This window comes from Streptomyces brasiliensis (genome assembly GCF_014647875.1).
Classification (GTDB): domain Bacteria; phylum Actinomycetota; class Actinomycetes; order Streptomycetales; family Streptomycetaceae; genus Streptomyces; species Streptomyces brasiliensis.
This window is the reverse complement of sequence record NZ_BMQA01000026.1, coordinates 71,079-95,076: the sequence shown is the minus strand read 5'-3', so window position 1 is coordinate 95,076 and position 23,998 is coordinate 71,079. Positions and strand designations below refer to the sequence as shown.

Genomic DNA, 23,998 nt, shown 5'->3' with positions numbered 1-23,998 from the left:
GTTCAGCCACTTCGAAAGAGGGACCACAATGGCCTTCAACAGCAACTTCAGCCGACGCCGCTTCATGGTCGGCACGGGCGCGGCGGTGGCCGCGGCGCTCAGCCCGATCGGCCCCGCGTCCGTGTTCACGCCGACCCTGGCGAGCGCGGCCAACGGCCGGCTCATCCCCGCCGGCAAGCTGGGCACGATCGCCTACAGCCAGCGTGACGTGCCCACCCGGGTCGGCATAGCGGCGAGCAGAGCGCTCGGCGTCGCCCCCACCATGGGCTACCTGGGCGGCCCCGACTTCCCGCAGGACCCCACCGACCTCGGCCCGCTGGTGCCGCTGCCCGGCGGCTGGGCCGAACTGTTCGAGTTCCTGGCGAACTGCGGCTTCAAACAGATCGAGTTCGCCGGTTACGGCCAGAACGCCGCGAACCCCGGCGGCGACGCGCCCAACCCGGCGCCCGGCGGCGTCACCACGGCGCAGTCGCGGGCGGCGTACCTGGCGTACGCGCGCACCTTGCGCGGCTTCCTCGACGCCTACGGCCTGGAGGCGATCGGCAACCACGGCTTCATCCCCAACACGTGGTACGGCCCGAACAGCGCCGGCGGCACCATGGCCGCGCAGGACTACGAGCGGCTGCAGACCGAGCTGGAGTTCGCGGCGATACTGGGCACGCCGTTCATGGGCACCGGCAACGACCCGACGAACTCGGGCAACCGCAACATCGAGCCGTGGACCGTCGCCGGCGAGAAGTGGGAAGCGCTGAACACGATCAGCCAGCAGTGGGGCATCCACCTCTACACCCACAACCACTCGCCGGCGTACAACTTCCTGCAGGACGGTCCGATGGTCACCGTGACCCAGGACCGTGTGACAGGCCAGCCGATCGCGCCCACGCAGGTACGAGGCGAGTCGGGTAAGCGCCTCATGCAGCACTATCTCGACGTCACCGACCCGGCCCTGTGCGTCATCGAGATGGACGTGTACTGGGCGCACGTCGCCCAGCACCAGTGGCGGTGGCGCTACGACTGGGAGGGCAACCGCGTCGAGGACATCTTCGACCCGGCCGCCCAGGTCGCCAAGCAGCCCCAGCGCTACCAGCTCTTCCACGCCAAGGACGGCGACGCTACCGGCGAGGCGCCCGGCGTCGGCAACGGCTACAACTTCATCCCGTTCGGCGACCCCCGCAGCGACATCGACTACACCACCTTCTACCAGGGCGTCGGCGCCAAGGGGCACTACAACGCGAACTACGAGCAGGACAACGCCCCGGGCGGCAACTCGGACCCGGGCCAGTCCCTGCGCTTCTCCAGGATCAGCGCGGCCGGCATGGCGGCACTGCGCGGCTGACACCCGCCGGCACTCCGTCCCGCTCACGTCGCGGCGGCCACGCGCCTTGTGGCCACCGCGGCGGGAGCGGGATACCTGCCGACGAATCCTGTCCCGAGTTTTTGCATTTCAAATCAAAAGTTCTGGTAGTGGGACCGAAAAGTATGGAGCGCTCCCGACGAAAGTCACTATCGTGAAGGGTATGGCGCAGCATGTTGCGCTGATATGAACGTGTCAAAGGGGACCCCGGTGCGAAGCCCACAACCGCTGCATGTCGAGCTGCTGCGGCTGCTGCGCGACGAAGGCGCGTTGTCACGTGCCGAGCTGGGCGACCGACTTGAGGTATCCCGGCGGCGGCTGCTCGCCGAACTGGAGCGTCTGATCGCGGCGGGCTACGCCGCCGAAGCCGGGGCGGCCACGTCCCGAGGCGGCCGCCGCTCCACGCTCGTCGAACTGAACCCTGATCTGCGCTTCGCCTCCATCGACCTGGGCGTCACCTCGATCGACGTCGAGGTGACCAACGGCCGGCTGGAGCAGGTCGCGGCGTACCAGGAGTCCGCCGACCTCCGCTCCGGGCCGAAGGCGATCCTCCACCGGGCCGACGAGTTGCTCGCAAAGGCCCGCGCCGAGGGGGCGTACGAACGGCTCACCGCGGTCGGCATCGGGGTGCCCGGTCCCGTGAGCTTCCGTGACGGCGTACCGGTGTCGCCGCCGATCATGCCGGGCTGGGACCGCTTCCCAGTGCGCGAGTACCTCACCCGTGAGCACGGCTGCCCCGCTGTCGTCGACAACGATGCCAACATCATGGCGGTAGGCGAGCGGCACGGCGGCGCAGCGCACTCGGTCGACGACTTCCTGTTCGTCAAGATCGGAACCGGGGTCGGATGCGGCATCTACCAGGAGGGCAACGTCTACCGCGGGACCGACGGCTGCGCCGGCGACATCGGGCACATCCAGGTCGACGCGCAGGGGCCGGTCTGTTCCTGCGGCAACGTCGGCTGCCTCGAGGCGCTGTTCAGCGGCGCCGCACTCGCCCGCGAGGCGACCGCGGCCGCCCGCTCGCATCGGTCCCCGGCACTGGCCGAGCGGCTGGCCGCCTCCGGCACGGTCACCGCGAAGGATGTGGCCGAGGGCGCGTCGGAGGGGGACGTGACGTGCATCCAGCTCATCCGCGACGGTGGGCGCCACGTCGGCGGCGTGCTCGCAGGCCTGGTCAGCTTCGCCAACCCCTCGATGATCGTGATCGGCGGCGGGCTCGCCCAGCTCGGCCACATCCTGCTCGCCGAGATCCGCAGCGTCGTGTACCACCGGTCGCTGCCGCTTGCGACCAGGAACCTGCCCGTCGTGCTGTCCGAGCTGGGGCCGCGCGCCGGTGTGACCGGCGCCGCGGTGCTGGCCAGCGACCTCGCCTTCGAGCAAGCGTCATGACGGACAACCCCCAAGACAGCCCGCACGCCATCCTGCCGACTGACGGACGTCGTCGAGACCTTTCCGGGGTACGCGCGCTGAACGGTGCGCCACAGTAGGAGAGAAGCGCGGTCAGCGACGCGGCCGCGGCCGGCGCGCCCTTGCAACGCGCGGCCCGAACCGTACCAGGGACGGTTCGGGCCGCGTGTCGGCGCGGGTTTGCGACGGGTCCGCGAAGCACGCACGGTGTGCGGACCCGTCACTGCGTCGGCCTCCTGGTCAGCGCGGGAGCGCCACGCCTTCCACCACACCGTTCTGGTCGCCGACGACCAGAACGCCGTCCACGATCTGCGGGGTGCTGAACGAGTAGACCAGGCCGCGCTGCAGCCAGCCCTGGCGCACACCGTCGGCCAAGCGCACGCCGATCAGCTTTCCGTCGACGGACTGGGCCCACGCCGTGTCGCCCTCGATGGCCACACCGGCGTTGAAGACGCGCACCGCGAGATTGGTCTGCCACCGCTTGGCGCCGGTGGCCAGGTCGATACGGGTCATCACCCCGAACTCGGTGGTCAGCAGGGCGGTTCCGTCGCCGAGGATGAGCGCGGGCGCGTACATCGCGCTGCCGGACACCGTCCAGCGCAGGGCGCCGGTGGCGGCGTCCAGGCCCCAGGACTGAGAGACGTTCCCGACGATCACGACGCCGTCGCCGACGGCGACCACATTGTCCCAGCCGCCGTACAGGGCGAGCCGGTGCTCGTCGCCGGTGACCATCTGATACGCCCACAACTGCTGGCCCGTCACCGCGTCGTGGGCCCTGGCGTAGCCGTCGTCCGCTGCCGTGTAGATGACCGCGCCGTCGACGGCCGCCCGGCCCGAGGAGAAGCCGCGGCCCTCCACCGACCAGAGCCTGTTCCCCGTGGCCGCGTCCAGAGCGAACAGGTTGTAGCCCGCGCTGAAGATCACCCGCTCCTGGTCCCCGGCCTCGGCCACCACGGGTGCGCTGAGCACCGGGGCGCCCGCGTCGTACTGCCACTTGACCCGTCCGGTGGCGGCGTTCAGCGCGTACAGGCGGTGGTCCGACGACGGTACGAACAGGGTGTCGCCCGCGGCGTCGACGGCCGGGCGCCGGTACACCGGTCCGACCTGGGTGCGCCACTGCCGCTCGGGCGACGGCCGGTCGACGTTGCGCAGCGCGACGACCTCGCCCGACGACGAGGCGGCGACCACCACTTGGCGGGCACCCGTGCCGGCGAGCGCGATGCCGCCCTGGACGGCACCGCTCAGCTGCTCGCGCCACCGGGACTTCGGGTCGGCGGCCGTGCCGGGTGCCTCGAAGAGCGCGGTGCCCTCCCACCAACGGGTGTCGGCCCCGGTGACCTGCACACGCAGTCGCTGCGTGCCGGGGGCGACGGACGACACGTCGATCGAGCCGGTCCAGGTGCGGTCCGACGCTTCGGTGAGGTTCTTCCACGCGGGGGTGGCGGAACCGCCGAACACCGCCTGCGGGTAGAGGTCGACCGCGACCTGCTGCGCCTGGGCGTCCGCGTCCAGCCGGACAGTGACCGGAAGGCTGCCGTCGGCGATCTCGCCGAAGGTCACGTGCCGGGGCCGCTGGGGGCGGCCGAGCCCGTCGCCGGTCAGCGGCATGTCGGTCACGGGAACCTCGGTCTCGGTGCCGTCGGCGGCGATGTTGACCCGGGTGACCCGCAGCACCGGCGAATCGTCGGCGGCAGTTGCCCGCTCCACCCAGTAGTACAGGGCGCCGTTGACCACCGCGTTGAGCCCGACCTGGGTGAGGCCGTTGAACTGGCTCACCACCTCGCGGTGGATGTGCCCGGCGAAGATCCCGCGGACGTTGTACCGGGCGAGGAGGTCGAGGACCGCGGGCTGGTCGTCCACGTAGTAGAAGGTGTTGCCCATCGGGAAGTGCTGGAACAGCACTACCGGGGTGCCCGGGTGCAGTGTCCGCAGGTCGTCGGCGAGCCAGTCCAGGCCGCCCTGGCCGTAGTGGCCGGGCTCCTGAAGCACCTGGGTGGGGTCGAAGCCGATGAAGTGGACACCGCCGGCGTCGAAGGAATAGGGCGCGGGGCCGAAGTGCCGGCGGTACTGCTCCTTCGCCGACGGGTCCCATCGCACGTCGTGGTTGCCGGGCGAGTAGTGCATCTTGCCCTGCAGCGCGGCCGGCAGTATCTGGCCGTAGAGTTCGAACTCGTCGGGCCGCCCGGTGTCCGTGATGTCGCCGCAGTGCAGCACGGCATCCGGGTTGCGGGCGGCGATCGAGGCCCAGACCTGCGTCAGCGACTGTGTGGACTTGGTCGACGAGAGCGTGATGTGGGTGTCCGACACCAGCGCGAAGCGCAGCGCGGAACCGGGTTTGACGATGGGCTCGGCGCCGGCGGGTGCGGCGCCCAGCAGGGAGCCCAGGCCGACGGACGTCAGCGTGGCACCGGCCAGACCGAGGAAGGCCCGGCGCCCCACCCCGACATGTGTGCATTCGTCCTGATGAACTGCGGACATGTGCTTCTCGATCACTCGGTCAGCGATCGCGGCTGATCGCTGTATCCGCCAAATAATCGTCCAGCAGGCCAACACCGACGTGGACGGTTGTCGGCGCAGGACGAAACGACGGATGGCCGGCACCCGCGCGAAGGTCCGCTCGGCCGAACCGACACGGTAGGTGTCGGATCGTTGAGTGCTGTGTAAGCGAACTGGTGGGGTATGCACGGCGGTTGTCGCCGTCGGCGCAGGAGGCTCTTCGAATGCGGGCGGTGGCCGCACTGGTGGCGGGATCTCGGTTCCCCCGCTGTCCAGAAGTCACTGCCCCTCCGGACCCAGGAGCGCTCTTCGTTCGTCCGTGGCTGACCCGCATGAACCCCTTTCTTTCGCCTCTTATCGAGCGTGACGAGCCCAAACCCGCATGCCTAGGGTTTTCGCGGGAGCACGGTGAGAACCCGGACAATGTGATCCCGGAATTCCTCCATGAAGTTCCGGAGGAAATGCTCCGTATGCTCGTCGACGACTCCACCATCACTGGTGAAAACATCTGGCTTAAATCTGACATACGCCTCCGGTGCATTCATTTGCGGCGAGTCGCAGAAGCTCAGGACACTGCGCAGGCTCTGCTGCGCAATGGCAGTGCCGAGGGCACCGGGGGACGCTCCGATCACAGCGGATGGTTTGTGCGCAAATGAGTTGCTCCCCCAGGGGCGACTGGCCCAGTCGATGGCGTTTTTGAGGGCACCCGGAATAGATCGGTTGTATTCCGGGGTCACGAACAGGACGGCATCGGCGGAGGCGATGGCATCCTTGAGCGCCTTACCCTCGGCAGGGTATTCGGCGTCGTAGTCGTAACTGTAGAGTGGGAGATCCTTGATCGGAATCTCAAAGAACTCCAAATCAGGCGTGGCCAGTCGGATCAAAGCCTTTGAGAGTGTCCGGTTGATGGAGTGAGTTGCCAGGCTTCCCACGAAGTAGCCGATCCTATACGTATTCATCGGTTCCTCGATTCTTTGCGCGTCTGTATTGTGTTCTCCCATTTTTGTGTTCCGCAAGGAACGAAACCATGGCCAGGAGCGGAGCGCGTGCTGGCAGATCCGTCCAGGTGACCGCGTGCCGCCACGGCGCCCGCCCGTATTCCTCGACAAAGTTGTAAAGCGCCGGCGCAGGGGACGCCGAGAACCGCCGGCCGCGCCAGCTGCGCGGAATGCCGCCGAGACGCTCGATTGCCGCTTTGCTGCGGCATCAGAGGTGAAACGCCCGGAAAGCCTCATGGGCTCATGCGACCCGGTTTCCCGAGGTGGGCGAGTGCGGCTGTGACCAAGGCCTGAACGCCGGTGTCCAATGTGGGCTGCAGGACCGGTGCGAAGCGGGGGCTGTGGTTGACCGGGATCTCCTGGGCCACGGTGCCGCGTTCCCGGGAGGCCTGGTAGACGTCCGGATCGATACAGCCCAGGGCCCAGTAGGTATACGGGGTGCCGAAGGCGTCCGGGATCCGGCTGAAGTCCTCGCTGGCGCTCTGCACCTCGATAGTGGCCGCACGCTCCCCGAACATCGCGGTGAAAGCCGCGGAGACATCACGGGTTACCACGTCGTCGTTGACGGTCAGCGGAAAGCGGGTGCCCTCCTCGATCTGCGGCTCGCGAGTCGCCCCGGAGGCGTCACACTCAGCATTGACGATGCGCCGCACGGCGGCCAGGACGGTCCGCCGGGTCTCGTCGTCGTACGTGCGCACGTTCACCAGCAGTTCGGCCGACTCCGGAATCACGTTGCCGCTCGTGCCCGCCTGGACGGAGCCCACCGTCACCACGACCGGCTGGGCGGCGGCCAGCTCGCGCGAGACGATGGTCTGGAGACGGACGACGATCATCGAGGCAAGCACCACGGGGTCGATAGCGGCCTGCGGTGCCGAGCCGTGAGCACCCCGGCCATGGACAGTGATCTTCAAATTGTCCGCCGCGGAGAGAAAGGACCCGGCGCGCGTGCCGACCTGCCCGGCCGGATAGGGAAGCACATGCTGGGCGAATGCGACGTCCGGGTGAGGAACACGGTCGGTGAGCCCGTCGGTGAGCATCCGGTCAGCACCGTCCCCCGGCTCTTCGGCAGGCTGGAACAAGGCCACCAGCGTTCCCTTCCACGCCGCCGTCGCGGCGGCCATGAGTCGCGCCGCTCCCAACAGGCAGGTGACGTGCATGTCGTGACCGCAGGCATGCGCCACGGGCACCCGCCTGCCGGAAGCGTCCGTGGCTTCGGCCGTGCTGGCGTAGGGCAGACCGGTCTCCTCAAGGACCGGCAGGGCATCCATCTCGGCCCGCAGCAGAACGGCCGGCCCCTCTCCGTTGGCCAGCACGCCGACCACACCGGTGCCGCCGATCCCCTCCTGCACCCGGTAACCGCAGTTTCTCAGGCGTTCCGCCACACGGGTCGCGGTGCGGTGCTCCTGATGCCCCAACTCAGGGTGGGCGTGCAAGTCCTTGTAGACGTCTTCGAGATCGGACCGAATACCACCGAGCCCGGCCAGGACAGCATCCGCGGAGTCCTTGAGAGTCATGGCGCTGTGTACTCCTCCTACCCGCGTGTGATCGCAGCGCCCGTTCATGTCAGGCACCCCGGCACTTCGACGACTCCGGCCGCCGGTCGCGGCTGCCCGGCAGCCTCCAGCCCCAGGTGAACGCCGCCGGCCGCAGCGAGACACCGACCGCGATACCTGCCAGGACACCTACGGCGGGTGCGCCGAAGAGGCGGGCGACGCCGACCACGGCACCGGTCACCGGCTCGCGGCCGCGGATCGTGCGGCCCATCAGCGAGATGCGCAGGGCGTGCCGGTCGGTCTGCTTGCTCGCGTGCAGCAGCACCCAGCCACGCCAGGACCACACCCTGGGGCGGTTCTCGATCGTCTTGGCCCCGGCCGTGATGCGAGGATTCTCTCGGGTTGGTTGTTCCTGCCGGGTGCCCTCATCGAGGGTTCCGCAGCTCAGTGGCTTGGACTGAGAATCTAATGATCACAGCAGGTGTGGTGCAACAGGACTCGCCGCTTGCCTGCCCGTACACCGCCTTGCAGGGGGTAGCGCGTGGGCCGGTGAGTGATTTCTCCGTCCTCGCCTACGAACCCAGCGAGCGCGAGTTGACCCTCCCCTTACGTCAGGCTTGAGGCTGTATGCCGACGAAAGGGCAGGTGGATGAGCTACTCCGTTGGGCAGGTCTCGGCTTTCGCCGGGGTGACGGTGCGTACGCTGCATCACTACGACAAGGCGGGGCTGCTCTCGCCCAGTGGGCGCAGCCACGCCGGTTACCGGCTCTACAGTGACGCTGACCTGGTCCGTCTCCAGCAGATCCTCTTCTACCGCGAGCTCGGCTTCTCCCTCGATGAGATCGCCGCGATCTTCAAGGACCCGCAGGCGAACGCTCTGGAGCATCTGCGGGCCCGACAGCGGCAGTTGGGTGAGGAGATCGCCAGGTTGCAGCGGCTGGCCGAGGTGGCGGAACGGGCGATAGATGTCCAGCAGACCGGGGTGTCCCTGACTCCTCAGGAACGCTTCGAGGTCTTCGGTGAGATCACCTTCGACCTGAGCTATGCCACCGAGGCAGAACTGAAGTGGGCACACTCGCCGGAACAACGTGAGGCGATGGCACGGGCGGCCGCCCACACCAAGGAGGATTGGCAACAGCTCATGGGCGAGGCCACGGCCTGGCGCACGGAGCTGCTCGCGGCCTTCGACGAGGGGGAGCCGAGCGACAGCGAGCGGGCCATGGACCTCGCCGAGGAGCACCGCCTGCACATCTCACGCTGGTTCACCTCCTGCCCGCCCGACATGCACCGGCGCATCGCGGACGACTTCGTCACCGACCCGCGCGCCTTCGCTCTGGTGGTACCGCCCTCGCAGCAGCGCCCGGGGCTGGCCGCCTACACGTGCAGGGCGGTCCACGCCAACGCGGCCCGCCGGGCAGGCGGTCGTACCGACTCCGAGGAGGACTGATGAGGATCCTGATCGCCACGGCCGGATCGCGCGGCGACGTCGCGCCCTACACGGGCCTGGGCGCAGAACTGCGTCGGGCCGGATACGACGTCGCCCTCGCCACCACGGACACTTTCGCACCCCTGGTACGCGAGGCCGGGCTGGAATTCCGCAGTCTCCCCGCCGACCCGCAGGTACGCGGTGGCGTCACGGGCAAGCGTGAACTGATGCGTACCGCTGCCGCGTTCATCACCGAACTGGGTCAAGGGTTCGCCGACGCGATGGCCGACGACACGGATCTGCTCCTGCTGTCGACCACCACAGCCCCGCTCGGCTGGCACCTCGCCGAAGCCATGGGCACACCGAGCCTTGGCGTGTACCTTCAACCCACCGCACCGACCGGCGACTTCCCACCCGTCGTCACGGGCTCCCGCTCCCTGGGCCGCCCCGCCAACCGCATGGCCGGACACTTCGCTCTACGCATGGCCGACCGCGTCTACAAGCAGGCGGTCGCAACGCTGCGCCACCGCGTCCAGCTGCCCCCGGCCTCCGCTTCCGCGACGCGCCGACGGCAGGAACAGGCGAACTGGCCCATCCTGCACGGCTTCAGCGCGGCACTGGTGCCCCGCCCCTCCGACTGGCGCTCCGGCATGGAGATCGTGGGCACCTGGTGGCCCCATCACGATGCGGCCGAACGGCTGCCCACGGACCTGGAAGATTTCCTTCGAGCCGGACCCCGGCCCGTCCTTGTCGGCTTCGGGAGCATGGCGGCCGGACACGGGGAACGGCTGAGCGAGATCGCCGTGCGAGCCCTGCGCCGAGCCAGGCTGCGCGGCATCCTCCAAGTCGGCAGTGCCGGGCTCGCGGCCGACGGCGACGACGTACTCACCATCGGTGACGTACCGCACGCCCTGCTGTTCCCACGGCTGGCTGCAGTGGTCCACCACGCCGGAGCCGGCACCTCGGCCGCCGCGTTGCGCGCCGGAGTTTCGGCCGTCACCGTACCGGTGAGCGCCGACCAGCCGTTCTGGGCGAGACGACTTGCTGCCCTCGGCGCCGCCACCGACCCGATCCCCTTCCGATCCCTCACTGCCGAACGGCTCGCCGACTCACTCCACCAAGTCGTGAGGGAACAGACATACACACGAGCGGCCGCGAGAGGCGCGCAACATATGGCGACCGAGGACGGAGCAGGTCAGGCCCTCAGGGCCATCCAGCAGCTGACCAACGGACGAGCGCGCTGAGCCAGGAGTCGAAGACTTCGCTCGGCTCTGGGGGGAGCGTGGCGAGGTGGACTCCGTCCACGAGACACGCAAGCGCATCGCCCATCCCGTCCTCGGGATACTGCACATGGACCTCCCTCGACATCGCCGTCTGAGCGGAGGTGGCTGCACTTGGCGGCTATCGCGCGACGCGCACCTGGAGGATGAGGTCGCGCGGCTCGGCGAATCCGAGGCTGCGATAGAGCGCCTCGCCGACGGAGGTGGCGGCCAGGCGCACGGTCGTGGCGGCTGTCTCATCAGTGAACCAGGTCAGCAGTGCGCTCATGCAGGCCCGGGCTAGTCCGCGGCTGCGGAAGTCCGGTGACGTGACGACGTTGGCGATCTCGCCGCGCTGGCCGCTACGGTTGCGCGGACTCGGGGCGTGGTCGTCGATGGTGCCGACGGCACAGCTGACCACACCGGAACCAGGCAGTTCAGCCACGAACGCGGCGAAGGTGCTCGCCTCTTTCATCCGGCGGGCAAACCATGCGGCGGCATCGCCTCTCCAGGTGGGATCGGCGTCGATGTCCTCACCCATCTCCGACATCATCAGTGCGCGGAACTCGACCAGGTGGTCGATGTCTGCCGGGTCGCGCGCCGGATCAGGATGCGGTCGGCGTCATCGGTCACGTCAGTCTCGTCCTTCCAGGGGAGCGAGCACGGCCCGCAGCGCCTGCCGGAACTGCGCGGCCACGGTTGCGCCCAGCGGGGCGAGGAATTCGTCCTCTGCTGCGACGTACGCCGCGTCGGCCTTCCGGTAGAGCGCGAGCCCGGGCTCGGTCAGCTCGATGGCGTTGCGTCGGCGGTCGTTCGGATCGGGCTTGCGGGTGACGATGCCCTTGGTCTCGAAGGCGTCGATCAGGGCGACCATCGTGGTGCGGTCGACGCCGAGCTTGGCCGCGACCTCCTGCTGCGACATGGGCTCGCGCCAGACGAGCACGCGCAGCACGCCGAAGTCCTTGCTGTCGATATCGAGCGGGGCGAGCGCGGCGTCGGTCAGCGCGGTCAGCCGCAGGTGTGCGTGTTTGACGAGATAGCCGAGCGCGTCGTGCGGCTCCATGGCGTGCGGGGCGGGGGTTGGCATGGTGGAATCATACCCCTAGACTGATAGTCAGTCTCGCTGACAATCAGTTGTGCAGACGAAAGGGGTAGCAATGATTCTCGTGACAGGCGGAGCCGGCTTCATCGGTTCGCAGGCCGTTCGCGCGCTCCATGAGGCGGGAGAGGAGTGCGTGCTCCTCCAGCGCCGCATGCCCGCGATACCAGCGCAGCTGGCCGACCTGCCCGTAGGAATGGCACAGGGCGACATCGCTGACCTCGAGAGCCTGCGTGCGGTGGGCCGCCGGCACGCGATCACCGGGATCGTCCATCTCGCCATCACGCTGCCCTGGGAGGCCGGCAATGACGATGCGATCGGGGCTGCGGGTCGCACACTCGACGGGTTCCTCAACATCGTGCGGGTCGCACGGGAGTGGGGCGTGCGGCGTGTCGTCGTCGCCAGTACCGTCGGCGTCTACAGCGGCGTAGACGTCGACGGTGCGCTCAGCGAGGACCTGCCGCTGCCGATGAGGCACTTCCATGTCATCCCGACACTGAAGAAGATCACCGAGCTGCTGGCCGGCCAGCTTGCGGCCGAGGCCGGCATCGAGATCGTCACTGCACGCATCTCCGGCACCTGGGGTCCGGGCGGCCACCTGCCCGATCCGTTCTTCCCGGCTCCGTCGCTCGCCTACGCTGCCGCGCATCGCATCACACCTGACCTGTCCGGCCTCGCGCACCAGCCGTACGCCGAGGACGCACTCGATCTCTGCTACGTCAAGGACACCGGCCGAGCGCTCGCGCTCCTCCAACTCGCGCCGGGGCTGCGCTTTGCGACGTACAACGTCGGCTCGGGTCGTACGACGAGCAACACCGAGGTGATCGCGGCGATCGCCTCCGTCGAGCCCGGGTTCCACGTCGCGCTGCCCTCACGGGACGCCGCGGCGCCGCGGTGGCTCGATACGACTCGCCTGCGCGAGGACACCGGGTTCAGCCCCGAGTACGACACCGCTGCCGCGGCCGCCGATTACATCGCCTGCCTGCGAGCAGGCAACGAACGATAGGGCCCAGCGTCCGGAGGGCCGGGAGGGGTGACTGACGAGCACTTTGGCGAGGAGCGTGCTCAGCTCCTGAAGCTCATCCTCATCGGGTCCGGCGAGCAGTTGCGCCTGGGAGGGCCGGCGTATGCCTGGATCTCTTCCAGGCGCACGCGTCCCGACGTGGTGAGGGTGACGCCGATGCGGCGGCGATCATCCGGGCTCGCGCCAGCCTGACGACCTTGGGAGGCATTGGCTTCGGGACATGCTGGCTCGGTGGGCGGGCGCGTCTGTGATCCGCGCGTCTGGGATCCTTCTCCTCATGAGCACACCACCAGACGGATTGCCTGTCTACCGAGTCTTGACCGGACCGGACGACGCCACGTTCTGCCAGCGTGTGAGCGAAGCGATTGGTCTTGGCTACGAACTGCACGAAGGCCCCGCTGTCACCTTCAACGGTGAGAGCGTCATCGTCGCTCAGGCCCTGGTCTGGCCAGCACGGTCGTAGGAGCTTTGTGAGTAGCGGTGGTCGCGATCGTTCCGTGACATGAGAAGGGCCGTACGGGTTGGGTGAGTTGTGACGCTCACCTGGGTCCGTGCGGCCTGTTCCCATCCTGCCCTGTGCGGGGCCTCTCGTGCACACTTCGGCGTGTTGCTCGAAGAACTCGCCCCGAAGTGGGAAGCGGCCCGGGAATCGGCGTTGCTGAACGGCGCGGTGGAGACCGACGGCGGGCGGCCCGAGCCTGGCCCAAGCAGCGGCTGGAGTTCATCGACCGGCTCTTGGCCACGCTGGTGCACCTGCGCCTGGGCCTGTCGCACGCAGCCCTGGCCCAGCTGTACGGGCTGGACCTCTCCTGTCCGGGGCGATCCGCGAAGCCGGCGACAACTGACCGCTCGCGGCTTCGCCGTCCCCGACCGCCCGGGACCGCGACTGCGCACGCTGGAGGACCTGTTCGCCTACGCCGATGCTGAAGGCGTCGAGCTTCGGCTCGACGGCACCGAGGTGCAGGTCCGCCGCCCACGCGCGGGACGACCCGGCCGCGAGGCGTTCGTGTCCGGCAAGAAGAAGCAGAACACCATCAAGACCACCACCTTCAGCGATGCCCAGGGCCGCATGCTCTTCAGCGGCGTTGTGCGGCCGGGTCGGATGCACGACCAGACCGTCGCCCGCTCCGAGGGCATCGCCGAGCAGCTCCGCCGGCACCCGACAGTGAAGGCCGAGGTCGATGAGGGCTACCGAGGCCTGGCCAATGAGTTCCCCGACCAGGTCAGCGCCCCGCCGAGGAAACCGAAAGACGACACTCCGCTGGGTGAGCAGCACGCCTGGCGCGACCAGCGACGCCGGCAGTCCTCGGCACGGATCCACGTCGAGCACGCCAACGCTGAACTCAAGCAGTGGCGGCCACTCCAGCGGTTCACCGGGCGCCGCGAGACCCATGCCTCGAGCACGATCGCGGGAAGGGCGGTGAACGCTACGGGGGACGCTCCTTGCGCAAGGCGAAGAACTCACCCTGAATGTTCCGGGTGTCGAACAAGCCGGCACGGTGTGGCGGGTCAGCCTTCCGGTCGGCGCCGACTTCTCAGCGGCCCGCAGCAACCAGGACGGGGTGGAGTTGAGCATTGTCGGGCACCAGGTGCGTCTCGGCTCATCGCGCTATGGCATGTGACCCAGACCTGCCGTAGCGCCGTCCCCGTGCCCCGGCGCTCAGCGCGGGCGTTGCCATCCCGGGGCGGTGCGCTGAGCGTCGCTCCTGGCCCTCGCCCATGCAGCAAAGCTGCCCACCCCCGCAGACATCCCAAGTCATCGAGTGTCAAGCAGCGGTCGGAATGGTCTTCGTGGACTGCTGATAGGGAAGGCCCTCGACTCGGCGTCGGTCTCCTCATGCTGAAGGCAGTGGAAGAGCATGCCCACGAACCGGTTGAACAGGTGGCGCTGGGCGGCGACATGGCGGTCTCCGGCTTCACGCCGACAGTCGTAGTGGGCTCTGGCGCCCGGTGAGTTACGAAGAGAGGAGAAGGCCCACAGATAGCCGACGGCAGCCGGCCTCTTATTCTTTCGACTCACGCCCCGCATACCGCGAAGACGGTGACACCATTGCCCAGAGCGGTTGTGGCCTGCCAGCCAGTCGCCGGTGTCGTGGTTGTACCACCGGTAGGCCGGGACCCGACCAGGTAGTTCGAACCTGACGCTGTGCCGCCGCCACCGAGAGCAAAGGGGTGGCCCGCGGGGCACATCACACTGGCTTGGGTCGTGCCACTGGCCGCAACCACCACGGTGTTCGACGCGCCACTCGGGCCCGTTGCGCCGATGTCACCCGCTGCGCCGGTGGCACCCGTCGGCCCCGTCGGCCCGGTGTCACCCGTGGGCCCAGTGCTGCCCTGCAGACCCTGCACACCAGTCGCACCCGTGGAGCCAGTCGCTCCCGTATCACCCTGCAGGCCCTGCGCACCCGTGGGCCCGGTGCTGCCCTGCAGACCCTGCACACCAGTCGCACCCGTGGAGCCAGTCGCTCCGTATCACCCTGCAGGCCCTGCGCACCCGTGGGCCCGGTGCTGCCCTGCAGACCCTGCACACCAGTCGCACCCGTGGAGCCAGTCGCTCCCGTGTTGCCCTGCGGCCCCGTTGGGCCCGGCTCGCCGCACAGTGGCACGGCGCCCGTGACACTGACGTAGCGGGCGGTCACCCAGCCTGTGCGGTTCGCAAACGTGTACCACGTTGAGTTTCCGTCGACGATCTCACCGGATGACCTGCACAAGATGCTGATCTGGGTTCCCCCGGCGTAACTGCCCAGGATGTCCGACGTAGTCGTCGGCAGGGCGCGGACATTCAAGCCGTTCGCCGTGACGATCCCGGTGACTGCCGCCCGGAGCGCGTTCCGCCCTGCATGTGGAGCAGCACCCTCTGACGGTGCGGTGCCCGCCAGCCCCTGAGCTACTGCCACAGGTCCGCGCAGCCCATACGTCAGCCCGAGGCTCAGTGCCCCCAGGACCAGCGACGACACCACAGTCCCGCGCACCGAACCCACCACGCCTTCCGTTCGAGTATCTGCGATCAAGGAGATGCGAAGAGGAAACCGCATACACCTACGGAAAGTGTCATGACACGAATAAATCCGAATGAGTTGTAGACCATGCACTCCGATCGGCCGAGCACCGACCGGGGCTCGACGATGCCGGCCACAAGGAGCAGGGCAACACGATCCGCCGCTACATCATCTGGCGAAAGCAGCCGCCGGTGAACGGCTGCACGAGGTCACCAACAGGGCTGACGTTGCCTGATACGGCACTACGATGTGCCGCCGCTCTTCCGGTTACCACCGGCTAGTTGGCCCACCATCATGACGATGAGGCCAGCCAGGAGAATCACGCTGCCGATCAGCGTTCCCGACGCATCGCTGATCATCAGCCCAAAGAGGCGGATCCGCAGCCGTTTGAACTGGTGGAGCCAGGCGAAGTCCGCTCGACGACCCAGCGGGTCTTGCCCAGTCCGGAGCCGTGGGCTGCATCCTTGCGGGCGATCTTCGGTGTATTGCCGCGGGCCCGGAGAAGACGGCGGAACTCGTCCGTAATCGTAGCTCCGGGCGGCGAACAGCCGCCGGCACCAGCCAAAACCCCGCAATCAACTACTGGCGGCCTCTGGCCCCTTGCCCCCGCGATGCCCCTACCAGGCCACCGGCAGCTGAAGCGGGAAACGCCTGATGGTCTGCGTGTCCCACCGCAGCTCCTCGGGCGGCACGGCGAGCCGCAGATCGGGGAATCTCTCCACGAGCCGCCCGACGGCCACCTCCAGCTCCGCCATGGCCAAGGGCATCGCGATGCACCGGTGTCCGCCCCAGCCGAAGGTCATGTGCGGGGCGCTGGGCCGGCCGAGGTCGATGACGTGCGGGTCCGGGTAGCGCTCCGGGTCACGGTTGGCCGTCAGGTACGACACGTGGACGAAGTCGCCCGCCCGGATGCGTGCCCCGTCCACCTCCACGTCCTCCAGCGCCACCCGGGGGATTCCGACTCCCTTGCGGAACGGGATGTAGCGGAGCATTTCGTGCAGCACATCGGTCAGGGTCCCAGGCCGGCGCTTGAGGTGCTCCATCAGCTCGGGACAAGTCAGGAGCAGGTAGACGATGTTGCTGATCTCGCAGGTCGCCGTGTCCTGGCCACTGAGCGCCAGCATCAGTGCCATGACCGCCAGTTCCCTGTCGTCCAGCTGCTCCTCACCTTCCCGGGCTGCCGCCATCGCGCTGATGAGGTCCGGGCCGGGTGAGTGGCGGCGCTGTTCGACGAGTTTGGCGAAGTAGGCCGTCAGATCGGCCTTGGCGCTTGCGGCGGCTTCCTTGTTGCCCGCGCCGACGACGAGGAGTTGGCGTACCGACTCCTGCATGCGGGGCCATTCCTCCTGTTCGATGCCAAGGAGGTCCAGGATGGTGTGCTGGGGAAGTGTGTCGGACAGGTGTTGGACCAGATCGGCCGGCGGCCCCTGTTTCTCCATGTCGTCCAGCAGGACGTCGGTGAGCCGGATGATCCGGTGCCGCATGCCGTCGACCTGCTGCTGGGTGAAGGCCTGCGAGGCCAGGTGCCGGACGCGGCTGCTGAGCGGCGGGTCCATCACGTTGACCGACTCGGGCGAGACGATGGGCTCCGGCGTCATCCGGGGGTAGTCGTGGCCGATGATGCCCGCCCGGCTCAGCCGATGGTCGGTGGTCACCTGCTTGACCGCGTCGAAGCCGGTGATCAGCCAGGCGTCTCTGTCGCCGTAGCGGAGCCGGATGCGTGCGGGGCGCTCGCGGCGCATCAGCTCCGCGAGCGCGGGGTCGAACTCCAGGGCTTCGCTGAAGTCGAACGGGCAGACGACCGTCTCGTTGTCCGCGGTCATCCGCCGGCTCCTGGCATGGGTACGACGTTGGTGGCATCCACGGCCCGGCGAATGGCCTTGGCGAGCCGGACGGCGTCGCCGACGGCCCAGTAGTGGACGAAGAACAGGCGTGGTTTGTCGGTCAGGTGGTGATTGTGCAGCTCGACGAGTTCGACGCCACCGCGCCGCAGCGCCACAAGGGCGGACTGGACCTCGTCGGCGATCAGCACCAGGTCGCCGCTGAGAGCGGCCCTTCCGCCGCCCAGCGGCTGGAAGTTGACGGAGGTGGTGGAGCCCAGTCCCGCAGGCAGCGCAAGATCGCCGTCGGCCACGGTCTCGCGGCGGACGTAGGTGGACTTGTAGATCTCGCCGTCGGCGATGCCCTTGACGCCCATGGCGGCGTCGATGGCGGTGGTGTCCAGGTCGACGGGCGGCGCGGGGGCGGCGGGTGGGGCGGGCGGGGTGCCGGTGCGGTCGAATGCGGCGCGCAGACCACGGGCGACGGTGGCCGGATCGTGGCTGTGGGCGTGCACATGAACCCACCAGACGTCCGGCTCGTGGGCGAGCAGGTGCTTGTGGATGGCGGTCTGCATGATCCCGTGCTCGTGCAGGGCGTCGCTGAAGTCCTGCAGTTCGCGTTCGGTGACCACGGCGTCGCCCATCAACAGCGTGCTGTGGTCGGCGTACCGGACGAACGACACGTGCGTGCCCAGGGCGAGCGCGGGGTTGATCCGGATGCCGCGGGAGAAGACCCTGAGGTCGGTGCGCGGCAAGCCCGTGTGGTACATGAACCGTCTCATGTCACCGGGCCGGCCCAGCGCCTGGCCCACCTCCGCCCAGTCCGCCAGGTGGGTCACCACCGGCGCGATCAGGGCGCGGTTCTTGGGCCCGGCGGACAGGGCGCGGGCGTCGGCCGGCACCCCGGTGAGTACGGGCGCCAGGGCTGCCACGGTCAGCACACGGCGCCGGGACGCGGTGCGCGGGGAACGGGTGTCGTGCTGTGATTTGTCGGCCATGTCCTTTGCCTCCTGGCGCGATGGAAGCACGGCAGAGCGCGTGGAGCGGTGACCGCACCGCCCCATCCCGCCAGGTGGGCTATCCGTCTGCCGCCTTCGGGCCGCAGTGAGAGCGCACCGTCCGCGCGAGACAGCGGCGCGTCCAGCGCGCTCCGGCACATCGCCGGTCACACCGCCCCGTTGCACCGGCACCGTCATGAACTGCGCATCGCTGCACCACGTCCCGGGCCGTAGTCATTTGGCGGCTGGCCCGGAGAGTCCGGCTCGCCAGGTCAGCCGCGCCCCCAGGGCCGGCGGCCCGCTCGTCGTCGGCGGCGGGCTCGCCCTCGCCGCCCAGCACCGCACCATGCCGCCCCCCTCACCGGCCGCTCCGAACGCCGGCACGCCGCACGTGCCCTGCTCCGCTCCGCATTCCTGCGGCAGGTCGCGCTCGGCCTCACCCTCGGGGTGTTCTTCGGCGCGATGCAGGTGTCCATCGCTGCGTGCGCCGTCGGACGCGGCACGCCCGACACGGCAGCACTGCTCTATTGCTCCTCCAACTCCACTAATCTGGTGGGTGGTTGGGCCTACGGAGCATGGCGCCACGGCGGCTCATCCCGGCGCCACCAAGCCCCAGCCGCCGCCTGCCTCACCCTCGCGAGCCTTCCGCTGACCTTCCTCGACGCGCCCCTCGCGGTCGGCGTCACCCTCCCCCTGACCGGACCCGCCGTGCCGGTCCTACTGGTCCTCGCCTCCGTCCTCACAGAGTCGTCGGTCCCGCGCGCCGTCCTCACCCAGGCGTTCACCTGGCGCAACTCCGCAAGCGCGGCAGGATCAGCGGCCGCCGCGGCGGTCGCGGGGCGGGTGGTGGACGCGGGCGGTGGACGCGGGCGGTGCGCACGGCGGTTTCGGTGTGGCGGCGGGGCCCGCGACGGTGATGACGGTCCTGGCACTCGGCGGTCTGCGGGACTCATCACCGGACGTACCGAAATCGTCCGCGCCCGCGGAAACCACGGCGCCGAACCCGCCGGCTACACGGCGGGATTCGTCCACGAACCGCAGTGCACCCTGAACTCCATGACCCGCAACGGGCGCCCCGCCACTGTCGTACGTGAAGCACGTGCCAGACGAACGGTCTTGCTCACCCTTGGGCTGGCCGGGCTCCTGAATCTGGCCGGGGCGCGGCTCTTCTGAGGCAAGCTCGCCGGTCAGGCCAGGGATTCGTGGTTGTGCTGGTCGGGCAGGAGGTAGAGGCGTTCGCGTTCTCTGCGGGTGTGGAAGGTCCAATACCGCGGGAAGTCGCCGTTGCTGATGACGGCGCGGAGGGTGCGGAGGGTGCGGACGTCCGTCACGGCATCCACCCCCACGGCTACACAGATGACGAGGACCGCAGCGAACAGGAACCACAGGACACCCCGGAATCCAGTGGAACATGGTGCCGTCCCCCCACCGGGCAGCAGGCTCGCTGGTCAAGGGCTCGCCGCCCCGGACCAACTCCGATCTGCGGACCCGCACCGAGTGCTGACTCCTGGCCTTCGCGCCGTGCCCCTGTCCGTCGCTCCACGGCGGCAGTGCGCACCATGCGTACTACCACCCTGATGCCGCGCCGGTTTCACCCGGTTGCCCCGGTTGAGGGGCTCGGTCGCGCCTGCTCGGGAACGCTGATGTGTCGTAGGCCCCAGCGGAAAGCGAGCACAGCATGACGGCATCTTCGGGCCATGACATACGACGCATCACACAGCGTCTCCGTATCGCGGCGGCGGGATGCGCCGTCACCGCCCTGTGCACGACCACGGTGGTCCCGGCCGTCGCGGGCGGTGGCACAGGCGCGGCGAAGCCCACCATCGTGCTGGTGCACGGCGCCTTCGCCGACGGTTCCAGCTGGAACGGAGTGATCGAACGGCTGGAGCGTCGCGGCTACACGGTCATGGCCCCGGCCAACCCACTGCGCGGGCTGTCCAGCGACGCGGCCTACATCGCCTCCGTACTCAAGAGCATCAAGGGGCCCGTCGTACTGGCCGGACACTCCTACGGCGGAGCCGTGATCAGCACCGCCGCAGCCGGCAATCCCCAGGTGAAGTCCCTCGTGTACATCTCGGCACTGATGCCGGACGTGGGCGAAAGCGGCATGTCGCTCGCCGCCCGCTTCCCCAGCGCGCTCGGCACCGCCACCACGTCCGTGCCCTACCAGGCGGGCAGCACCAGCGGGACCGACCTGTACCTCAAGCGCGACAAGGTGCACCCGGTCTTCGCCGCCTGTCTGTCGGCCGACCGGGCGAACCTTCTCGCAGACACTCAACGGCCCGCGGCCACCACCACGTTCTCGGAGACCGCCAAGGTCGCGGCATGGAAGGACATACCGTCCTGGGCCCTGGTCGGTCGGCAGGACATGACCATCAACCCCGACCAGGAACGCTTCGAGGCCAAACGCGCTCACTCCCACACCGTGGAGATCGACACCTGCCACGTCTCCCTGATCGCGCGTCCCGACGCCGTCGCCGACCTCATCCTCCAGGCCGCCACCGCGAGCTCCTCCACCACCACCGGTTCCGCCCGCCCAACGCTCGCCGACACCGGCGCCTCCGGACGCTCCACGGGAATGGTCATTCTGGGCGGCATCACGACCGCATCTCTGGTCACCAGCCTGGCACTCCTTCTCCTGGGTCGCGGGATGCGACGCCGCACGCGCTGACGCGCATTCGGCACGCGGTCTCCCCGGATTACGGGATGCGAGATGCGGGATGCGGGCGGGCTGTCCGAAGGGTCCGTCCTCCAGCAGGTTGCGCCACCAAATCGACAGGTCACCCACGCGGGTCTCGTCGGCGCACAGCACCTGCGAGAACTCGCCCACACGCTACGCCTCGCACAACTGCTTGTAGTCACTGGGCAGTTCAGTCCCCAGTTCCGCTTCAATCTCCGCCCAGGTCTGCACGACGTCCTGCGCATCCCAACTTGTGGCACGGAGAAGAGAGTCACCCACATGACATAACCTCGTCCGCTTGTTCACGGAGCATGGATGGAGCTGTCCACGCCGAGATGGCGGGGCGGTTCGCGGACGAGAGTGAGGGTGTCGCGGCAGCCACCATCGGTGCGCCGGAGCGCGCGAGGGGCCCGCCCTGGCACTGGTCCCAACTGATGGGCGGCCGAGCGGCATGATGAGGAATGTGACCAACGCTGCTGATCTACACCCCGACCGGATACCGGGCTACCACGACGGGCCCTTTGCCCAGCGTCCCGAGCTGCTTGACCAGAGGCTGTTCTGGTACGGACACCTCTACTCCTGCGCTCAGGGCAACGCGGGCAGGTTGCTGTGGGGCACCGATTACGCCTGGGCCGACCATCGCAACTTCCAGCGACGATTGTGGGAGCGAGGCGACTGGCCCGCCTTCACGATCCCGCTCGCAACAGGTCACCGACTCCACGTCGTCTACCGCACCATCGAGGGCGAGGCGGGCGTCGACTACCTCCTGCATCACCCGAACTGGGACCAGTCCGATCTGATCGCACGGGACGACGGGCACTTCATGGGCCCCGGCCTGTCCTGGAAGGAACTGGTCGCCGCCGCGGACAATGCCCTGCCCGGCGGGACCACTACCGACCCCCATGCTCACCTTCTGCTCCTCCTGCCGGCGCTCGGCGACAGCACAATCCCCGAGCAAGCCGTCCACCGCCTGGCGGCAGCGCTGAGCGCCCGCTTGGGGGTCGAGGCCCCGCAGCCACTCGCCGCCGCCCTCCTGGAAAGCCAGGGGCCGTCAGGTCCTGCGCATTGGGCCACTGCCCATGGCAGCGTCCGGATCAACGATGGCAGGTACTCCTTCCGCAACCCCGCCAACGACTTCGCTCTGGCAGACGACCGCCTTGCGCGTGTGTCCGCTGCGATGACCCCATGACCGGCAGGTGGCACCGGACGACCCTGGTGGGCGAGCGGGTGATGTCGGTGATGGAGACGGTCCAGCCGTCGGCGTAGTGGTGTGCGGCAAGCCCTCGCGAGTGATCTCGACGGCGAGGACGGTCTCGCGGCGCTTGTCCACTCGACTTGGTGGGGGCCCTGCGGCTCCGCGCCGAGGACGTTGCCGTTGCCGGGCAGCGGGGTGTCCGTGAGCAGCACGCGGACGGGGCGACCGTCGACCTCGAGCAGGGGGTATGGCGCCAGTATCGGGGTCTCGCCATTGGTCGGTACGTCGATCTTCGCCGCGCCCGTACCGCCCCGGCGTGTCAGGGCTGGTCGGCGCCAACGGCGGCTCGGTCAGCAAGTACGCCGTGGGCCCGGCCGTCCGGCTTTCTGTCCGGTCGACCGGGCCCGTGGTCAGTCCTTTCTGAGCTCGCAAAGGAGCGCCCGGAGAAAAGGGAACGGCGTCGATCGTGGCTCCGCCGTGTTCGAGCCGGACCGAGGCACTGAGGCCCTGCCGTTCACTGACGGCAGGGCCTGGGGGCGGGGTCAGGCACAGCGGTTGGCGTGCCGGACGTCGAGGACGAGGCGCTGCGGGGAGTGGAGCGCGAAGGTGTGGTAGGCAGGCTTGGCGTTGAAGGAGGCCCCGAAACTGACCACGCCCTCGAAGTCGCCGGTCAGGGCGAGGCCTTTGAGCTGTGGCAGGCGGATCTTCACCAGCCGGGGTCCTTGGTAGACCGACCGTCCCGCCGCGTTGTGCGCGGCGGCGGGAGAGAGCTTGATCTGCAGGAAGTGCTTCCCGGGGAGCGGCACCCGCTTCCCGGAGGCGTCGTAGCGCAGTTCCTTGACCGGCTTCACGTCGACCGAGGGCATGGTGCCCCGGACGTCGATGACCAACCGGTCGAAGGTGCAGTGTCCGCCCCATCGGGCGTTGACGACGAGGGCAGTAGGCGAGGTCTGCCCGCTTACCCCGGACGGCGTGGCAGCCGAGGCGGGAAACGTGGTGCCGACGGCGGCGGCGAGCAGGAGGCTCGCGGCGATGGTCGCGCGGCGCTGGTGGTAGTGCATGGTGCCCCCCGGATCCTTCTTGTCAAGGGGTCAGTGATTTCACTATGGGAGACATTCGGCCGAGCCATACGGTTGCGTTGTCATTTGTTCTGCCGGACGCCTCAGCCGTCCGTGACGAGTTCCACGGGCATGGCGATGACGTCCTGAGGGCGTCGCCACGCAGTGCTGTGAAACGGTCACCTGCCCGCCGGCATCCGGCGCCGCGTTACCGGCCAACCTCCGGACATGTTCGCGTGCTTCTGCCCGGGCGGTGCGGATCGCAGCAAGGGCGCGCTTGCCGCCAGCGGCGAGAGTGTCGATGAGCCGGGAGACGGTCGGGTCGGAGGCCACTGGCCCGAACAAGGCCGGCTCGGCCCGGAGCAGGCCGACGTCGGCCAGACAGTCCCCACCTGGTGCCACCGCGAGCGCCACATCCAGCAGGACCTTCCCGGATCGTGCACCGCCCTGTGCTTGCGCCATGGCGCAAGGACTGCGGATATCGCCTGATCCAGACCGGTCTTGCGGACCGTCTCCACCAGCAGCACGCCCCCGGCTTGGGAGACCACCGAACGACCGCCGCCCTCGACGCGGACACGGGGATAGGACCCAGTACGCTTCTTCACCTGGAAGTGCTTCTTTCCTCGCAGCCAACAGGAGCCTCAGCAAGTCATATCGCTGCAGGTCAGGAGCACTTTCCGGGTTTTTGATCA

General features: G+C 68.7%; 21 protein-coding genes and 4 pseudogenes. 11 read left to right on the top strand and 14 right to left on the bottom strand.

Features of this window, described 5'->3' with window-relative positions:
- Positions 1-28 precede the first annotated feature (28 nt).
- Together IEZ19_RS30525 and IEZ19_RS30520 are read left to right on the top strand one after the other, a co-directional pair.
- Positions 29-1,336 carry a sugar phosphate isomerase/epimerase family protein gene (locus IEZ19_RS30525; RefSeq protein ID WP_189314544.1) on the top strand — a complete coding sequence of 436 codons (1,308 nt, stop codon included), beginning with the start codon at positions 29-31 and terminating at the stop codon, positions 1,334-1,336.
- A 204-nt stretch (positions 1,337-1,540) separates the two neighbouring features.
- The gene (locus IEZ19_RS30520; protein ID WP_189314543.1) at positions 1,541-2,743 is read left to right on the top strand and encodes an ROK family protein; all 1,203 of its coding nucleotides are present in this window, start codon (positions 1,541-1,543) and stop codon (positions 2,741-2,743) included.
- Positions 2,744-3,001: 258 nt separating this feature from the next.
- Here IEZ19_RS30520 and IEZ19_RS30515 read toward each other — a convergent pair whose 3' ends face one another.
- The 4 genes from IEZ19_RS30515 to IEZ19_RS30500 form a co-directional block, all read right to left on the bottom strand.
- Positions 3,002-5,239 carry an outer membrane protein assembly factor BamB family protein gene (locus IEZ19_RS30515; protein WP_189314542.1) on the bottom strand — a complete coding sequence of 746 codons (2,238 nt, stop codon included), beginning with the start codon at positions 5,237-5,239 and terminating at the stop codon, positions 3,002-3,004.
- Between the two features lie 404 nt (positions 5,240-5,643).
- The gene (locus IEZ19_RS30510) at positions 5,644-6,258 is read right to left on the bottom strand and encodes an NADPH-dependent FMN reductase (protein ID WP_229841054.1); all 615 of its coding nucleotides are present in this window, start codon (positions 6,256-6,258) and stop codon (positions 5,644-5,646) included.
- Between the two features lie 230 nt (positions 6,259-6,488).
- Positions 6,489-7,769: an amidohydrolase gene (locus IEZ19_RS30505; RefSeq protein WP_189314541.1), complete on the bottom strand. Its 1,281-nt coding sequence runs from the start codon at positions 7,767-7,769 to the stop codon at positions 6,489-6,491.
- 49 nt (positions 7,770-7,818) lie between these two features.
- Positions 7,819-8,094: a hypothetical protein gene (locus IEZ19_RS30500; protein WP_189314540.1), complete on the bottom strand. Its 276-nt coding sequence runs from the start codon at positions 8,092-8,094 to the stop codon at positions 7,819-7,821.
- Positions 8,095-8,397: 303 nt separating this feature from the next.
- Between IEZ19_RS30500 and IEZ19_RS30495 the strand changes: the two genes are divergently transcribed.
- Entirely contained in the window at positions 8,398-9,195 is a 798-nt protein-coding gene (locus IEZ19_RS30495; protein ID WP_189314539.1) for a MerR family transcriptional regulator, read from the top strand.
- Positions 9,195-10,418: a glycosyltransferase gene (locus tag IEZ19_RS30490; RefSeq protein WP_189314538.1), complete on the top strand. Its 1,224-nt coding sequence runs from the start codon at positions 9,195-9,197 to the stop codon at positions 10,416-10,418. Before IEZ19_RS30495 ends, IEZ19_RS30490 begins: the two co-directional genes overlap by 1 nt.
- Positions 10,419-10,575: 157 nt before the next feature.
- Here IEZ19_RS30490 and IEZ19_RS30485 read toward each other — a convergent pair whose 3' ends face one another.
- Positions 10,576-10,974: a GNAT family N-acetyltransferase gene (locus tag IEZ19_RS30485; protein WP_229841052.1), complete on the bottom strand. Its 399-nt coding sequence runs from the start codon at positions 10,972-10,974 to the stop codon at positions 10,576-10,578.
- A gap of 93 nt (positions 10,975-11,067) precedes the next feature.
- Positions 11,068-11,520: a MarR family winged helix-turn-helix transcriptional regulator gene (locus IEZ19_RS30480; RefSeq protein WP_189314536.1), complete on the bottom strand. Its 453-nt coding sequence runs from the start codon at positions 11,518-11,520 to the stop codon at positions 11,068-11,070.
- A gap of 70 nt (positions 11,521-11,590) precedes the next feature.
- On the opposite strand from IEZ19_RS30480, the gene IEZ19_RS30475 reads away from it, so the two are divergent.
- From IEZ19_RS30475 to IEZ19_RS53695, 4 genes and pseudogenes are all read left to right on the top strand, one after another.
- Positions 11,591-12,538: an NAD-dependent epimerase/dehydratase family protein gene (locus IEZ19_RS30475; RefSeq protein WP_189314535.1), complete on the top strand. Its 948-nt coding sequence runs from the start codon at positions 11,591-11,593 to the stop codon at positions 12,536-12,538.
- Positions 12,539-12,833: 295 nt separating this feature from the next.
- Positions 12,834-13,019, top strand: a complete 186-nt coding sequence (locus IEZ19_RS30470) for a DUF1737 domain-containing protein (protein WP_189314534.1) — start codon at positions 12,834-12,836, stop codon at positions 13,017-13,019.
- A 62-nt stretch (positions 13,020-13,081) separates the two neighbouring features.
- Complete coding sequence (locus tag IEZ19_RS53700; protein WP_373297075.1) at positions 13,082-13,483, top strand: transposase family protein; 402 nt, start codon at positions 13,082-13,084, stop codon at positions 13,481-13,483.
- Positions 13,398-13,925, top strand: a pseudogene (locus IEZ19_RS53695) (transposase family protein); the annotation flags it as partial. The gene IEZ19_RS53700 and the pseudogene IEZ19_RS53695, both read left to right, overlap by 86 nt.
- 387 nt (positions 13,926-14,312) lie before the next feature.
- Here IEZ19_RS53695 and IEZ19_RS54210 read toward each other — a convergent pair.
- The 5 genes and pseudogenes from IEZ19_RS54210 to IEZ19_RS30440 form a co-directional block, all read right to left on the bottom strand.
- Positions 14,313-14,567: pseudogene (locus tag IEZ19_RS54210) on the bottom strand (hypothetical protein); the annotation flags it as partial.
- Positions 14,568-14,745: 178 nt separating this feature from the next.
- Positions 14,746-15,591, bottom strand: a complete 846-nt coding sequence (locus tag IEZ19_RS53690) for an SH3 domain-containing protein (protein ID WP_373297074.1) — start codon at positions 15,589-15,591, stop codon at positions 14,746-14,748.
- A 335-nt stretch (positions 15,592-15,926) separates the two neighbouring features.
- Positions 15,927-16,109 (bottom strand): annotated as a pseudogene (locus IEZ19_RS30450) (transposase); the annotation flags it as partial.
- Positions 16,110-16,172: 63 nt separating this feature from the next.
- Positions 16,173-17,378 carry a cytochrome P450 gene (locus IEZ19_RS30445; RefSeq protein WP_189314532.1) on the bottom strand — a complete coding sequence of 402 codons (1,206 nt, stop codon included), beginning with the start codon at positions 17,376-17,378 and terminating at the stop codon, positions 16,173-16,175.
- Positions 17,375-18,373, bottom strand: coding sequence for a DUF1259 domain-containing protein (locus IEZ19_RS30440; protein ID WP_189314531.1), 999 nt, complete (start codon positions 18,371-18,373; stop codon positions 17,375-17,377). Before IEZ19_RS30440 ends, IEZ19_RS30445 begins: the two co-directional genes overlap by 4 nt.
- Before the next feature lie 462 nt (positions 18,374-18,835).
- Here IEZ19_RS30440 and IEZ19_RS30435 point away from each other — a divergent pair, with 462 nt between their 5' ends.
- The gene (locus IEZ19_RS30435) at positions 18,836-19,546 is read left to right on the top strand and encodes a hypothetical protein (RefSeq protein ID WP_189314530.1); all 711 of its coding nucleotides are present in this window, start codon (positions 18,836-18,838) and stop codon (positions 19,544-19,546) included.
- A gap of 14 nt (positions 19,547-19,560) precedes the next feature.
- On the opposite strand, the gene IEZ19_RS30430 is transcribed toward IEZ19_RS30435, so the two are convergent.
- Positions 19,561-19,704: a hypothetical protein gene (locus tag IEZ19_RS30430; protein ID WP_189314529.1), complete on the bottom strand. Its 144-nt coding sequence runs from the start codon at positions 19,702-19,704 to the stop codon at positions 19,561-19,563.
- A 347-nt stretch (positions 19,705-20,051) separates the two neighbouring features.
- Here IEZ19_RS30430 and IEZ19_RS30425 point away from each other — a divergent pair, with 347 nt between their 5' ends.
- Positions 20,052-21,044, top strand: coding sequence for an alpha/beta fold hydrolase (locus IEZ19_RS30425; protein ID WP_189314528.1), 993 nt, complete (start codon positions 20,052-20,054; stop codon positions 21,042-21,044).
- Between the two features lie 472 nt (positions 21,045-21,516).
- Positions 21,517-22,242 carry a hypothetical protein gene (locus tag IEZ19_RS30420; protein WP_229841050.1) on the top strand — a complete coding sequence of 242 codons (726 nt, stop codon included), beginning with the start codon at positions 21,517-21,519 and terminating at the stop codon, positions 22,240-22,242.
- A gap of 548 nt (positions 22,243-22,790) precedes the next feature.
- On the opposite strand, the gene IEZ19_RS30415 is transcribed toward IEZ19_RS30420, so the two are convergent.
- Together IEZ19_RS30415 and IEZ19_RS30410 are read right to left on the bottom strand one after the other, a co-directional pair.
- A complete protein-coding gene (locus IEZ19_RS30415) occupies positions 22,791-23,309 on the bottom strand; it encodes an AMIN-like domain-containing (lipo)protein (RefSeq protein WP_189314526.1) in 519 nt (172 codons plus the stop codon).
- A 171-nt stretch (positions 23,310-23,480) separates the two neighbouring features.
- A pseudogene (locus IEZ19_RS30410) lies at positions 23,481-23,911 on the bottom strand (transposase); the annotation flags it as partial.
- Between the last annotated feature and the right edge of the window lie 87 nt (positions 23,912-23,998).